General features: G+C 59.9%; 11 protein-coding genes. All 11 read right to left on the bottom strand.

Going from position 1 to position 14,476, the window contains the following annotated elements; all coding sequences use genetic code 11:
- Positions 1-103: 103 nt before the first annotated feature.
- Positions 104-970 carry an oxygenase MpaB family protein gene (locus I9H07_RS19815; protein ID WP_236423992.1) on the bottom strand — a complete coding sequence of 289 codons (867 nt, stop codon included), beginning with the start codon at positions 968-970 and terminating at the stop codon, positions 104-106.
- A 262-nt stretch (positions 971-1,232) separates the two neighbouring features.
- On the bottom strand, positions 1,233-2,897 hold the full coding sequence (gene pgi, locus I9H07_RS19810) for a glucose-6-phosphate isomerase (protein ID WP_058824641.1): 1,665 nt from the start codon (positions 2,895-2,897) through the stop codon (positions 1,233-1,235).
- A 250-nt stretch (positions 2,898-3,147) separates the two neighbouring features.
- Positions 3,148-3,999 carry a pantoate--beta-alanine ligase gene (gene panC / locus I9H07_RS19805; RefSeq protein ID WP_058824640.1) on the bottom strand — a complete coding sequence of 284 codons (852 nt, stop codon included), beginning with the start codon at positions 3,997-3,999 and terminating at the stop codon, positions 3,148-3,150.
- On the bottom strand, positions 3,996-4,796 hold the full coding sequence (panB, locus tag I9H07_RS19800) for a 3-methyl-2-oxobutanoate hydroxymethyltransferase (RefSeq protein ID WP_058824639.1): 801 nt from the start codon (positions 4,794-4,796) through the stop codon (positions 3,996-3,998). Before panB ends, panC begins: the two co-directional genes overlap by 4 nt.
- A gap of 228 nt (positions 4,797-5,024) precedes the next feature.
- Positions 5,025-5,531, bottom strand: a complete 507-nt coding sequence (gene folK / locus I9H07_RS19795) for a 2-amino-4-hydroxy-6-hydroxymethyldihydropteridine diphosphokinase (RefSeq protein WP_236423994.1) — start codon at positions 5,529-5,531, stop codon at positions 5,025-5,027.
- Positions 5,524-6,927, bottom strand: a complete 1,404-nt coding sequence (locus I9H07_RS19790) for a polynucleotide adenylyltransferase PcnB (protein ID WP_058391495.1) — start codon at positions 6,925-6,927, stop codon at positions 5,524-5,526. The genes folK and I9H07_RS19790 overlap by 8 nt, the downstream gene beginning before the upstream one ends.
- A 736-nt stretch (positions 6,928-7,663) precedes the next feature.
- The gene (locus I9H07_RS19785; protein ID WP_236423995.1) at positions 7,664-9,097 is read right to left on the bottom strand and encodes a sigma-54-dependent transcriptional regulator; all 1,434 of its coding nucleotides are present in this window, start codon (positions 9,095-9,097) and stop codon (positions 7,664-7,666) included.
- A gap of 22 nt (positions 9,098-9,119) precedes the next feature.
- Entirely contained in the window at positions 9,120-12,074 is a 2,955-nt protein-coding gene (locus I9H07_RS19780) for a sensor histidine kinase (RefSeq protein WP_024646910.1), read from the bottom strand.
- Entirely contained in the window at positions 12,058-12,234 is a 177-nt protein-coding gene (locus I9H07_RS19775) for a hypothetical protein (protein ID WP_002552060.1), read from the bottom strand. The genes I9H07_RS19780 and I9H07_RS19775 overlap by 17 nt, the downstream gene beginning before the upstream one ends.
- A 98-nt stretch (positions 12,235-12,332) precedes the next feature.
- Positions 12,333-13,220, bottom strand: coding sequence for a tRNA glutamyl-Q(34) synthetase GluQRS (gluQRS, locus tag I9H07_RS19770; RefSeq protein ID WP_058824637.1), 888 nt, complete (start codon positions 13,218-13,220; stop codon positions 12,333-12,335).
- A gap of 512 nt (positions 13,221-13,732) precedes the next feature.
- On the bottom strand, positions 13,733-14,173 hold the full coding sequence (dksA, locus tag I9H07_RS19765) for an RNA polymerase-binding protein DksA (protein WP_024646908.1): 441 nt from the start codon (positions 14,171-14,173) through the stop codon (positions 13,733-13,735).
- Positions 14,174-14,476: the final 303 nt, after the last annotated feature.

The following is a 14,476-nucleotide window of genomic DNA, read 5'->3' as shown; positions in this document are numbered from 1 at the left end:
CTGATCCTCATTGTTATTGAGGGCTCATGGTGGCACAGATAGGGATGCCGGTTCCAACCGCGAACCGCTCAGTCACGTTTTACGCCTGGCCTACACCTATCGCTCAAACGTCCATGCGGCGTCTGGCACGTTGCGCCGATCCGTCGCGCACGGCCCAACGCAGAATGGGCGCAGTGTTGTTGACGCCCAGGCGGATTATCCGGCGTTTGACGGGGCCTTGCGTGAGGTCGAGCATTTCGCTGGCCCAGTCCGGCAGCAGGTCGATACCGGCGCGCATCATCAACACGCCAAAAGGCTTGGCCAGCCAGTTGGGTGCAGGCGCATTGAGCAGCAGGCGCAGCACTTCGCGGCTGCGCTCGTCACAGACCAGTTGGCCGCGAATGTCTGCCAGATAGTCAGCGATGGCCTGCCGAGAGCGTGGCACGTTGCGTGCGCCGAGTCGCTCGGCAACCAGCGCTGTTTCAGCGTAGTACGCGTCCTGATCGGCGAACGGCATGCCCGGGTTCAGGTAGCGCACATGCGCTGCGAGAAAGCTGCTGACTTCGGCTACATGCACCCAAGTCAGCAAATCCGGATCGCTGGCGGAGTATGATCGGCCATCGGGCGCGGTGCCGACGATGTTCAGGTGAATATTGCGAACCTTGTCGATCAGCCAGTTGGCATCTCGCGTGGAGCCATAGGTGGTGCCGGACAGAAACTGCCCGGTACGTCGCAGACGGCCGAGCATGTCCTGGCGAAAGTTGGAGTGGTCCCAGATTCCCGCCAGTGCCAGTGGATGCAGCGCTTGCAGCATCAAGGCGCTGATGCCGCCGACCAGCATGCTGGTGAAATCGCCATGCACCTTCCAGCACACCGCCTGGGGGCCAAACAGACCGGGATCCCCTTTGGGGTTTTCCAGATCCAGCTGACCCAGAGCCAGGCCGGTAAGGCTGATGACCTGGGTTTCGATGCGGGTACGGATGAATTCCATGTCGGGCTCGTGCATCGGGGAGGTAAGTTGAGCGTCCGTAACGCGCTAACCTTGTTATGCGTATGTCCTGAAGACCCTTGGAGCGGGGTTTCTGCCGGTAGGGCGTAGGAGCGAACTTGTTCGCGAAGGGGCCGGTATATTCTCTAAGATGTATCGTCTGAAATACTGTCTTCGCGAACAAGTTCGCTCCTACGGCCTTCGGCCAGAATCAAAAGCGAACTTGCGTATAACGGTGCGCGCTGAGCGCGTGTCAGCTAAGCAATCAGCCGCGGTGACGGCCGCGGAAGTAGTTGATCAGGCCTTGGGTCGAGGCATCGTCGGCCGGTTCTTCGGTGCCGCCAGTCAGACGCTGGTACACCGCCTTGCCCATTTCCTTGCCCAGTTCAACGCCCCATTGGTCAAACGCGTTGGTGCCCCAGATCACGCTCTGCACGAACACCTTGTGTTCATACATCGCCACCAGCGCGCCCAGGCGACGCGGGCTGATGCGTTCGACCACCAGCGTGTTGCTCGGACGGTTGCCAGGGATGACCTTGTGCGGCGCGAGTTTCTGCACCTCTTCCTCGTTCATGCCCTTGTCACGCAACTCGGCTTCGGCTTCGGCGCGGGTCTTGCCCATCATCAAGGCCTGGCTCTGCGACAGGCAGTTGGCGTACAGCCACTGGTGATGGTCGGCAACCGGGTTGAAGCTGACGATCGGCACAATGAAGTCGGCCGGGATCATCTGTGTACCTTGATGCAGCAACTGGTGATAAGCGTGCTGGCCGTTGGCACCCACGCCGCCCCAGATCACCGGTCCGGTGTCGGTCAGCGCGGGCGTGCCGTCCTGGCGTACGCTCTTGCCGTTGGATTCCATGTCCAGCTGTTGCAAGTGCTTGGTGATGTTACGCAGGTAATGGTCATACGGCAGGATTGCGTGGCTCTGTGCGCCCCAGAAATTGCCGTACCAGACACCCAGCAGCGCCAGCAATACCGGCATGTTCTGCTCGAATGGTGCGCTCTGGAAATGCTGGTCCATGGTGTAGGCACCGGACAGCAATTCCTTGAAGTTGGACATGCCGATGGCCAGCGCGATAGGCAGACCGATGGCTGACCACAGCGAGTAGCGACCGCCGACCCAGTCCCACATCGGGAAGATGTTTTCTTCGCGGATGCCGAACGCCACTGCAGCGGCGTTGTTGCTGGAGACCGCGATGAAGTGGCGATGCAGCTCCTGCTCCGAGCCGCCCTGAGCCAGATACCAGGCGCGTGCAGCCTGAGCGTTCTTCAGGGTTTCCAGTGTGTTGAAAGACTTCGACGAGACGATGAACAGCGTGGTCTCGGCGCGAATCTTCATCGACAGCTCGTGAAACTCACTGCCATCGATGTTCGCCAGGTAATGGCAACGCACGCCTTTGTGCGCGTAGGCCACCAGCGCCTCGGAAACCAGTTCCGGGCCGAGGAACGAGCCACCGATGCCGATGTTCACCACGTCGGTGATCGGCTTTTCGGTGTAACCGCGCCACAGACCATCGTGGATGCGGCCGACCAGCTCGGTCATCTGGTTGAGCACACGATGGACATCAGGCATCACGTCGACGCCATTGACTTTCAGCTTGTCGCCGACCGGACGACGCAGCGCGGTGTGCAGTGCCGGGCGACCTTCGGAGGAGTTGACCAGTTCGCCATCGTACTGCGCCTTGATCGCGTCCTTGAGGCCCACTTCGCTGGCCAGACTGACCAGCAGGTCGCGGGTCTCTGCGGTGATCAGGTTTTTGGAGTAATCGAGAAACAGGCCGGCGCTGCTGAGCGTGAATTGGCTGAAGCGCTGCGGGTCGGCATTGAAGGCCTCGCGCATGCTGAAGTCCTGCATGTCTTGGCGGTGTTTGTTCAACGCCTGCCACGCGGGCAGAGTGGTCACATCGGAAGGATTGCGGTAGTACGCCATCGCTGCGGGTTTCCTTTAACGGGTTCGGTCCTGGAATTTTTAGAGCGAGGTTGCAAGCTGTCTCACTGGCTATACGTCGCAGACTACCCTGCATGTACCGGTTTGTCTGCGCCTCGTCCTACCTGACCCCGGTACTTTTTCGCACGTAAGGAGCCGGGGTTTTCACTCAAATACTGTTGATTGCGCGTCAGGCAGTCTGTACCGGTATGGCATTTCAGGTGCGGCTTAGTTCATTGGCAGGTGCATCCCTTCAGCTTCTGGTCAGGTGCAGGTTGTCGATCAGTCGCGTAGTGCCCATGAACGCCGCGGCCAGAATCACCACGTCACGATCCTGTGCTGATGCCGGACGCAGGCTGCTGGTCTCGCAGATTTCCAGGTAATCGATCCGGAAACCGGCCGCTTCCAGTTGCCGCTTTTTGCCGGTCAGCAGCGTGTCGAAGTCCTGCTCGCCTGCGCGCAGGGCGTCGGCGATCTGGCGAATGGCCTGATACAGGGCAGGAGCAGCAGCGCGTTGCTCTTCGTTCAGGTAGCCGTTGCGCGATGACAGCGCCAGGCCATCGTCAGCGCGTACGGTCGGTTCGCCAATGATCTGGATCGGCATGTTCAGATCGCGAACCATGGCGCGAATGACGGCCAGTTGCTGAAAGTCTTTTTCGCCGAAAATCGCCAGATCAGGCTGCACCATATTGAACAGCTTGCTGACCACGGTGGCGACGCCTTCGAAATGGCCGGGACGGCTGGCACCGCACAGGCCTTGCGACAAGTGTGGAACGCTGACGATGGTCTGGCTGGTCATGCCATGCGGGTACATTTCTTCGACGCTGGGGGTGAACAGCAGGTTGCAGCCAGCCGCCAGCAGTTTTTCCTGATCGGCAGCCAGTGTGCGAGGGTAGGTCGCGAGGTCTTCCTTGGGGCCGAACTGCAGCGGATTGACGAAAATGGTCGCAACCACGAAATCGGCACGCTGCGCAGCCTTGGCGACCAGCGCGGCATGCCCGCTGTGCAGGTTGCCCATGGTCGGCGTCAAGGCGATACGCTTGCCTTCGCCGCGCGCGCGCGCAATTGCGGCGCGCAGTTCCTGGACGGTTTTGACTGTGTTCATGCAGAGAATCCGTGTTCAATGGCCGGAAAGCTGACGTCTTTGACGGCGGTAACGTAGGCCTGAATGGCGGACTGGATATCTGGCTGACCGATCATGAAATTCTTCACGAACTTGGGCACACGCCCGCTGATGGACAGGCCCAGCATGTCGTGCAGCACCAGTACCTGGCCGTCGGTGGCGCTGCCTGCGCCGATACCGATCACCGGGATCTTTACGGCCTGGGTGATTTCTTCGGCCAGTTCGCTTGGCACGCACTCCAGCAGGATCATCGCCGCGCCAGCCTGTTCCAGAGCGATGGCGTCGGCGCGCATCTGCCGCGCCTGGGCTTCCAGACGACCCTGAACCTTGTAGCCGCCCAGTACGTTGACTGATTGCGGCGTCAGGCCCATATGGGCGCAGACCGGAATTCCGCGTTCGGCCAGCAGGCGAATGGATTCGCCGAGCCAGGCAGCGCCTTCGACCTTGATCATGTGCGCACCGGCCTGCATCAGCGTGGTGCTGTTGATGAACGTCTGTTCCAGCGTGGCGTTGGCCATGAACGGCAGGTCGGCGAGTATCAACGCGCCCGCATTGCCGCGTTTGACGCAGGCAACGTGGTAGGCCGTCTCGGCGGTGGTAACGGGCAGCGTACTGTCATGACCTTGCAGGACCATGCCCAGCGAGTCGCCTATCAGCAGCACTTCGACACCGGCCTGGCAGGCTGTGTGAGCGAAGGTTGCGTCGTAGCAGGTCAGCATGGTGATCTTTTCACCCTTTTGCTTCATGGCCAGCAGCGACGTAACGGTTATGTTCGGCATGTAAAGTCCTCCATCAGGCGCTGTAAAGAAGCGTATTCAGCGCGTGAGAGTCATTCTGGAAAAGCAGGCACACCGTCGTGTCGCGGTGTTTTGCAAAGGCCTGTTTCGCACCCGTTCGCCAGTGGCCAGGCGGCGGGAGGCCTATCTTCGTGAGGAGGGGGCGTGAAGTCAATTGCAGGTGTTACCTGTGTGCCGGATCGGTTACACGGGTGAGGTAACAGACTGGGGCTAAGCTGCGCCGGACAAGCGTTCCAGCCCGGTAAACGGACAGTCGCCGAGCAACTGTTTCAGTTCGCGGCCATCTGCCAGAATCAGGCCGGGGGCCAGCTCTGCCAGCGGGTACAGCACGAACGCCCGGGCGTGCAGGTGGTAATGCGGCACTTTGAGGCGCGGCTCGTCGATAACGCGTTCGCCAAACAGGAGGATATCGAGGTCCAGCGTGCGTGGCCCCCAGTGTTCGTGGCGCTCACGGCCTTGATCCCGTTCGACGGTTTGCAGCGCGTCGAGCAGCGCCAGTGGCGACAGAGAGGTGTCGAGCGCCGCGACCGCATTGGTGAAGCGCGGCTGGCCCGGCAGTAACGAGTCGCTGACATAGAAGGACGATACGCCAGCCAGCTCGCAATCGGGCAATTGCGCCAGCGCCTTGAGCGCGTTGCGCAATTGCTCGGCCGGGTCAGCAAGGTTGCTGCCCAGGCCGATGTACACGCGTTCACCGGTCAACAGCGGTTCATTCACCGCTTTGCGTCTCGCCACTGGTGCGCTTGCGCTTGGCACCGCTGGTGCGACGACGCTTGCGCGGCGCAGTACCTGCGGCTTCGGGCTTGTTGCTCAGGTCACGAATCATGTCGCGGCGTTCGCTGTCGTTGCAGTCCTGATAGTCGGTCCACCATTGACCGAGCCCGTCAGTCTGCTCGCCCGCGCTTTCACGCAACAACAAGAAGTCGTAACCGGCACGGAAGCGCGAATTGTCCAGCAGCAGGTCGGCGCGTTTGCCGGAGCGACGTGGCAGACGCTCCTGCATGTCCCAGATTTCGCGGATCGGCAGCGTGAAGCGCTTCGGGATCGCGATGCGCTGGCATTGTTCGATGATCAGTTCGTGAGCAGCATCCTGCATGGCCGCAATCGGCGGCATGCCACGCTCTTGCGCACGCAGCACCTTGGCCGGCAGCGCAGGCCAGAGCAGGGCGGCAAACAGGAACGCCGGGGTGACCGGTTTGTTCTGCTTGATGCGCAGGTCGGTATTGAGCAAGGCATTGCTGATCAGGGTGTGGGTATACGTCGGGTTGTATTCCAGTGCCTTGGAGCTGGCCGGGAACAACGGATCGAACAGTTCCAGGTCGACCAGCATTTCAAAGGTCGGCGCAGCGTAGCCCGAGAGGAACAGTTTGAGCACTTCTTCGAACAGGCGTGCCGAAGGAATATCCCGCAGCATCGGCGCCAGTGCGCGGATCGGCTGGGCGCTATGCTTCTCGATGCCAAAATCAAGCTTGGCGGCGAAGCGTACCGCGCGCAGCATGCGCACCGGGTCTTCCTTATAGCGTTGTTCCGGATCGCCAATCAGGCGGATCAGGCGGTTACGGATGTCATGTACGCCATTGGCGTAATCCAGAACCCGCTCGCTGACCGGATCGTAATACAGCGCATTGATCGTAAAGTCGCGACGCTGGGCGTCCTCTTCGAGCGTGCCGTAGACGTTGTCCCGCAGAATGCGTCCGCTTTCATTGCGCGAAGACTGATTGCTGTCTTCTTCTTCGTCATCCTGGGGATGATTGGCGCGGAACGTCGCGACTTCGATGATTTCGCGACCGAAGTGGATATGCACCAGCTTGAACCGGCGGCCGATGATCCGCGCATTGCGGAATTCGGCCCTTACCTGTTCTGGCGTGGCGCTGGTGGCGACGTCGAAATCCTTGGGCGTGATGTTGAGCATCATGTCGCGTACGCAACCACCGACCAGATAAGCCTGGTAGCCAGCGTTTTGCAGGCGCTCGACGATATTGACGGCATAGCGGCTGAACTGGCCGCGCTGCAGCGAGTGCTGGCCGCTGTTGAGCACCTCAGGCGTGGTACGCGTATGTTGCTGCGGTTTGCGCAGCGGGGAACGAAATGACTGGAACAACTTCTTCAGCATGGGATGCACTGTTTGAAGGAATATTCGGCCAAAAACGGGGAATGACCGCATGATGGGTCGGGATTCTAGCATTTAGTCGAGGGATGGTGTAGGAAGCTGTCGCGGAAGGAACCAATTATGGCCGGGAGCCATGTCCCGAGAGCGGGTTTCACATTTAGCCTGGAAGCTACTGGGGGAGCCGAAGCTCCCCCAAAGTGTGTGCTCTTTATTGTTGTTTTCTGTTAGGGCTTCTTGTTTTTGTTGAGTGCCCATTCACGAGACTTTTGTCTGTGAAACCTCTCAATCGAGAGTCAAGAGCAAACGGATTGCTTTGGTCGCTGCGTTGCAATGATCATTCGATCCAACCAGTTCAGGCGCTACCTAAGGGTAGTTTTTGTTGTTCTCAGCCTGGTCGTGGGGCAAGCCCCAAATACAACTCCTCTCCAAAAGAATCAGTTAGCTGCGCCTCCGCCGTGTTGTTCTTGTTATGCGTGAGTCGATTCGTATTGTTTTTATTATGGGTGTCGTACTGCTTGTTGTTCTTCTTGTACCAGACATATTGCAGATGCTGTGCCAACTTTTGCGAAGCCCCGTTAATAGGGGCTTTGCGAGCAATGAGCGGTATCTGTCAGCGCAAACGGGCATAAAAAAGCCGGGCCTGCGTTACCGTAAGACCCGGCTTTTGTTACGTGAAGTGCTGGCGGTAACAGTTTGTGTGTCGCCCTGTGCGCCGCATGCCAGAGCCTCGCGCAGGGTTTCAGGTTTCGCTGGCCACTCCTTTGCGGCGCGGTATGCCCAGACGCTGGCGACGCTCCCACAGACACTTGCGACTGACGCCCAGCTTGCGCGCCAGTTCGGTTTCGGTCATGTGGTCCTGGTGCTCCAGAACGAAGTGCTGGAAGTAGTCTTCCAGCGAGAGGTCTTCGCTCGGCTCGCTGCCGGTGGTGTTCGAGGAGCCGGGCAGGGGGGCCATGCCCATGTACTCATCGTCATCGAGACCGTCCAGTTCGATGTCGATGCCCAGCAGGTCGGCGGTAATATCCGGGTTTTCGCAAAGGATCACCGAACGCTCCACGGCATTTTCCAGCTCGCGCACGTTGCCCGGCCAGCTGTAATGACGGATGGCCTGTTCGGCGTCGGGGGCGAACTTCAGGTCGTCACGGCCAACCTTCGCGCTTTGCCGCAGCAGAAACGCCTGGGCAATTTCCAGTACGTCGCTGCCGCGCTCTCGCAACGCCGGGAGCTTGAGGGCGATCACGTGCAGACGGTAGAACAGGTCTTCACGGAATTCGCCATTCTTGGCCAGGGTCTTGAGGTCGCGGTGAGTCGCAGCAATCAGGCGCACATCGACCTTTTGCGATTGCACCGAACCGACACGCCGGATTTCGCCTTCCTGCAAGACGCGCAGCAGACGCGCCTGGGCCTCTAGTGGCAGTTCGCCGATCTCGTCGAGAAACAGTGTCCCGCCGTCCGCCGCTTCGACCAGCCCGGCACGACCGGCACTGGCGCCGGTGAATGCGCCTTTCTCGTGGCCGAACAGTTCGGATTCGATCAGCGATTCAGGAATTGCCGCGCAGTTGACCGAAATCATCGGAGCCTTGGCGCGACGTGAAAGGTTGTGCAGTGCACGGGCGACCAGTTCCTTGCCGGTACCGGATTCACCCTGCACCAGAACGTTGGAGTCGGTTGGAGCCACTTTGCGGATCTTGCTGTAAAGATCGAGCATCGGCGGGCAGGAACCGATGATGCCGATCTCGCCACTGGCGTTCTGCGAAGTCCCTTTTTCAGCGCCGCTTGCCTTGCCCATCGAGCTGCGTTCGGCTTGCAGGCTCTTCACGGTCTGGCGATCCCGCAGGATGCGCGAGACGGCCTGGAGCATTTCGTCGTGATCGAAAGGTTTGGCGATGTAATCCACCGCGCCCATCTTCATCGAGTCGACGGCCGAGCGCAGGCTGGCGTAACTGGTCATGATCAGCACCGGTTTGCCCTCGCCCAGCTTGATCAGTTCGGTGCCGGGTGCGCCTGGCAGACGCAGGTCGCTGACAATCAAATCAAATGACGGAATGCTGAAACGTTCCTGAGCCTCCTGAACGGAGCCCGCTTCACTGACCTCATACTGATTGCGTTCCAGCAGACGACGCAGGGCTGAGCGGATAATCGTTTCGTCTTCGACGATCAAAATATGCGGCATTGATTCAGTTCTCTCGACGGTCTCAGTTCGCGGTGGACGTCGCGTCGACATGGCGTGGCAAGGTCACCCGAATTCGAGTACCACGCTGTTGCTCGGGGTCGGCCGGGCTGTCGATAGTGATCTGTCCATAATGCTCTTCAACGATGGAATAGACCAGCGCAAGGCCAAGTCCGGTTCCTTCGCCAGGCTCTTTGGTGGTAAAGAATGGCTCGAACAAACGGTCCATGATTGCCTTTGAAATCCCACTGCCTTCGTCTTCGACGATGAGGTCGACAGTGTGCTCGGATACTTCGCTCTTGACCCTGACTGCGCTGCCCGCAGGGGACGCGTCGCGGGCGTTGGAGAGCAGGTTGATCAGGACCTGCGCCAGGCGCTGCGGATCACCGACGGCCCAGTGTTCGGGGTTGCACAGGTTGTAGAAGTGTACTTCGAAATTGCGCCGGTTCAGCGCCAGCAGACCAATAGCATCCTGGGCCACTTCGGCCAGACAGACGGCCTCGTCGCTGTGCTGATGAGCGCCCGCGTGGGCGAAGCTCATCAGCGACTGGACAATCCGCGATACGCGCTTGGTCTGTTCGAGGATCTGGCTGCTGATTTCCTTCAGTTCGCCGTCTTCTTCGCGTTCTTCACGCAGGTTCTGCGCCAGGCAGGCGATGCCGGTGATCGGGTTGCCAATCTCATGCGCCACGCCGGCCGCCAGTCGTCCGATACTGGCCAGTCGTTCCGAATGCACCAGTTTGTCTTCAAGCATCTGGGTATCGGTCAGGTCTTCGACCAGCACCACCAGCCCGCTGTTACCGGGTGCGAGCGGTTCGTTGATGGCCGCCTTGTGCAGGTTGAGCCAGCGGGTCTGCCCGTCCAGGCCGAGTTTCTGTTTGTGCAAATGCTCGTCCGGCACGCTGGTGAAGCCGGTCAGCAACCCTTTCCATGGCTCGGCGATGGTGTCCAGTCGCGAGCCGACGACACGTTGCGCAACAATTCCGGTGAGCTCTTCCATCGCCCGGTTCCACATCAGGATTTCCTGATCTTCGGCCAGTGAACAGACGCCCATGGGCAGTTCCTGCAGCGTCTGGCGATGGTAGCGGCGCAGGGCATCGAGTTCGGCGGCAAGCCCGGTCAGGCGCGAGTGGTAGTCCTCAAGCCGGCTTTCGATGAAGTGAATGTCTTCGGTGACGTATTTTTCGCTGCCTGACTTATAGGGCAGGAAGGTTTCCACCATGTCCTGCGCAACACTGGGGCCCATCAAGCCCGACAGGTTGGCTTCGATCCGGTCGCGCAGGCGGCGCAGCGCGTAAGGACGGCGCTCGTCGAAGGGCAGGTAAAGGTCACGCAACGCCTGTTCGACTTCTTTCTGCGCGGCTTTCGCGCCCAGAGGCTTGGCCAGTTGCGTGGCGAACTCCTGCGGTGACACCGCATGCAGTTCGCGGCGTTGCGGGCGGCTCACGTTATCAACGGCGCAGGCTTCGGCGGCACTGACTTCTTCCGGACTGGCGTTGGTGAACAGCGAAATCAGGGTGAACAGCAACACGTTGGCGGCCAGCGAAGCAATCGCTGCCATGTGCCAGCTGGTGTCGTCCAGCACGTAGATCATGTTCAGCCAGGGAATATAAAAGCCCTGCAGGTTGCCGATCAGCGGCAGCAGCATGCTGACCACCCAGACGGAAATCCCGGCCAGCAAGCCAGCGATGAAACCGCGCCGGTTGGCGGTCGGCCAGTACAGCACCGACAGTACGCCGGGTAGAAATTGCAGGGTCGCGACGAAAGCGACAATGCCCAGGTTGGCCAGGTCCTGTTGGGCACCCAGCATCAGATAGAAGGCGTAGCCCAAGGCGATGATCGCCACGATCAGCCCGCGCCGGGTCCATTTCAGCCAGCGATAGATATTGCCTTCGGCCGGTGGCTGGTAAAGCGGCAGCACCAGATGGTTGAGCGCCATGCCGGACAGCGCCAGGGTGGTGACGATAATCAGCCCGCTGGCTGCCGAGAGGCCTCCGATGTAGGCAAGCAGGGCCAGCGATTTGCTGTTGGCGGCGATGCCGATTCCGAGGGTGAAATATTCCGGGCTGGTGGTGGCGCCGAGCTTGAGCCCGGCCCACAAAATCAGCGGCACGGCCAGGCTGATCAACAGTAAAAACAGCGGCAGCCCCCAACTGGCGCTGACCAGCGAGCGCGGATTGAGGTTTTCCGTGAAGGTCATGTGATACATGTGCGGCATGACGATGGCCGAGGCGAAGAACACCAGCAGCAGGGTGCGCCAGGGCCCTTCCTGCAAGGGCGTGTGCAGCGAGGCGAGGGCGGTTTGATTCTGCAGCAGCCACAATTCGAGCTGTTGCGGGCCGTCGAACACGCCATACAAGGCATAGAGGCCAACACCACCCAGCGCGATCAGCTTGATCAGCGACTCGAATGCAATGGCGAACACCAGCCCTTCATGCTTCTCGCGGGTCGCGATGTGCCGCGAGCCGAAGAAAATCGTGAACAGGGTGATCAATGCGCAGAAGGCAATGGCGACCCGGTCCTGCACCGGTTCACGGGTCAGGATGCTGATGGAGTCGGCCACGGCCTGAATCTGCAAGGCCAGTAACGGCAACACGCCGATCAGCATGAAGATGGTGGTCAGCGCGCCGGCCCAGGTGCTACGGAAACGGAAGGCGAACAGGTCAGCCAGCGATGACAGTTGGTAAGTGCGGGTGATCTTGAGGATCGGGTAAAGCAGCACCGGCGCCAGCAGGAAGGCCCCGGAAACGCCGAGGTAGCTGGACAGAAAGCCATAGCCGTATTTGTAGGCCAGCCCGACCGTGCCGTAAAACGCCCAGGCACTGGCGTACACGCCGAGTGAAAGGGTGTAGGTCAGAGGATGGCGAATGATCCAGCGCGGAATCAGGCCGCGCTCGCTGACCCAGGCCACCCCGAACAGCAGCAGCAGGTAGGCGGCGCTGACCAGCAGCATCTGCGTCAGGCTAAAGCTCATCGGCATCTCGCTGGCTCTGCAGAATGAACGTCACCACGATCAGAATCAGCCACAGCATGTACGGCCGATACCAGGCGCCGGTTGCGTCGATCCACCAGTCCATGATGGCCGGGGAGAACAGGTAGATGCCTACCACCAGAAGCAAAACCAACCGGTATATGTACATCTGGTCTCCCTGCGCTGGTAGATGAGGAGCGGCATGTTAACGGATGCCCGATAACCTGCAAGCATCCATAAGTCGCAGTTTTCGGCGACCGCTCTGGATCAGTCTATCCGGGCTTCTTCAATCGTGCGCAGCCTGGGGATCAGGTCGGCGTTCCAGTGCTCGATACCCCAGGCCAGCACTTCCTGCGCTGTGCCCTCGGCCATGTGCGCCTCGACGGGCTGGCCCAGCGCGCGCAGGGCCCGCAGCAACAGCGGTGTCGCCTGATCAGCCGGCAGCGGCGGGGAACGATAGGATTTGCCGAGTTTGTGGCCGTCGGGCTGGGTGATCAACGGTACATGCAGGTAGCGCGGCTGAGGCAGGCCCAACAGTTCCTGCAAATACAGATGCCGAGGTGTCGAGTCCAGCAGATCGGCGCCGCGCACGATGTCGGTGATGCCTTGCCAGGCGTCATCAATGACTACCGCGAGCTGATAGGCGTAAAGCCCGTCACGCCTGCGAATCACAAAATCGCCACTCTCACGACCCAGATGCATGCGAAACGTACCCTGCACCCGGTCTTCGAAACGGTATTCCAGCTCGGGTACGCGAATGCGGATGGCTGCATTGTCCGGTGCGTGTCCGGCATCGCGACAGAACCCCGGGTAGATACCCTGAAACGACTCAAGCTGCTTGCGCGAGCAGGTGCACGCGTACGCCAGGCCATGGTTGAACCAGCGCTGGATGATTTCAGCATAGGCATCATGACGCTCGCTCTGGCGAACCATCTCGCCGTCCCATTCGAAACCATAACGCTCCAGGGTGTCGAGAATCGCGGTTTGTGCACCCGGCACTTCGCGAGGCGGGTCGAGATCTTCCATGCGCAACAACCACTGCCCACCCACCGCCCGCGCATCCAGATACGACGCGAGCGCTGCGACCAGCGAGCCGAAATGCAGATAACCACTGGGAGTCGGCGCAAAGCGCCCGATATAGGCCGGTTTTTTCATGGCCGGGATGTTAAGGGGGGCGAGCGTGAGCGAGCAAGCGAAACGCAGTATTACGCGCAGGGCTCAGCGTCATACACAAATCCGCTTTTGATTCTGGCCGCAGGCCGTGGGAGCGAGCTTGCTCGCGAAGAGGCCGGTACAGCCTCCGGAAATAACGCGTTAATTCTTCTCGTTCCCACGCTCGCGCCCAGACACCTCTCGTTCCCACGCTCCGCGTGGTAATGCATTTCGTGACGCTCTGCGTCACATTGCAGCCATGGCGCATCACTCAACCCGGCCCGAGGTAAAGGCAGCACTAAAGCCTGAGACTCCGCTGCGCTTGATACCGCGCCAGACTGCTGATGTGTGTGACGCGGAGCGTCACGAAAGGCGTGCCAACGCGGAGCATTGGCACGATCAATAAGAGGCCGGTACAGCCTCCGGAAATAGGGTACTTGGACTATCGTCGTGATTCGGGCAGGCACAAAAAAAGACGCCGAAGCGTCTTTTTTCAGTTCAAGGCCAGCCTCAGGTCATTTGCCGACCTGTTTTTCCTTGATTTCTGCAAGCGTCTTGCAGTCGACGCACTGGTCAGCCGTCGGGCGTGCCTCAAGGCGGCGGATACCGATCTCTACGCCGCACGATTCACACCAGCCATATTCCTCGTCCTTGATCAGTTGCAGCGTCTTGTCGATCTTCTTGATCAATTTGCGCTCACGATCACGGGCACGAAGCTCAAGGCTGAACTCCTCTTCCTGGCTGGCACGGTCGGCCGGATCAGGGAAATTTGCAGCTTCGTCCTTCATGTGGTCAACCGTGCGGTCGACCTCTTTCATCAAGTCCTGCTTCCATTTGTTCAGGATCTTGGTGAAATGCAAGCGCATGGACTCGCCCATGTACTCTTCGCCCTTCGTTTGCACGTAGGGTTCAAAGCCGCTGATTGGCTTGCTTTGTTGGTTCTCTTGGGTGGGCATGTCTGGACCGCCTCTCACTCTTCTAATCCGTTGTGCAGGATTGTTCCATCACCGACACCGGTCGGCCCTGCAACTGCAAGCGGGCGAACTTACCAGATCAAATCGGAGTGCGCTACTCCCGGTTGTCGAGCATGATGGCGCAATGGGCCTACACAGCTGGCCCTTGCTAAACAACCCCGTCTATAAATGAACTCTGGCTGCTTGGCATCGTCGTACTTTTCTTTTGTCCGGCATCCGCATACCGCCACAGGCGAGCCTTTAAAGGCGTGGCAGTCGGGTGGTCAGGTAGAATCATGCCTCGCT

Origin of the sequence: Pseudomonas syringae (genome assembly GCF_023278085.1) — a bacterium.
In the GTDB taxonomy this organism is placed as follows: Bacteria; Pseudomonadota; Gammaproteobacteria; order Pseudomonadales; family Pseudomonadaceae; genus Aquipseudomonas; species Aquipseudomonas syringae_Q.
Note: the sequence above shows the minus strand (reverse complement) of the source record. Positions and strands in the feature narration are given on the sequence as shown.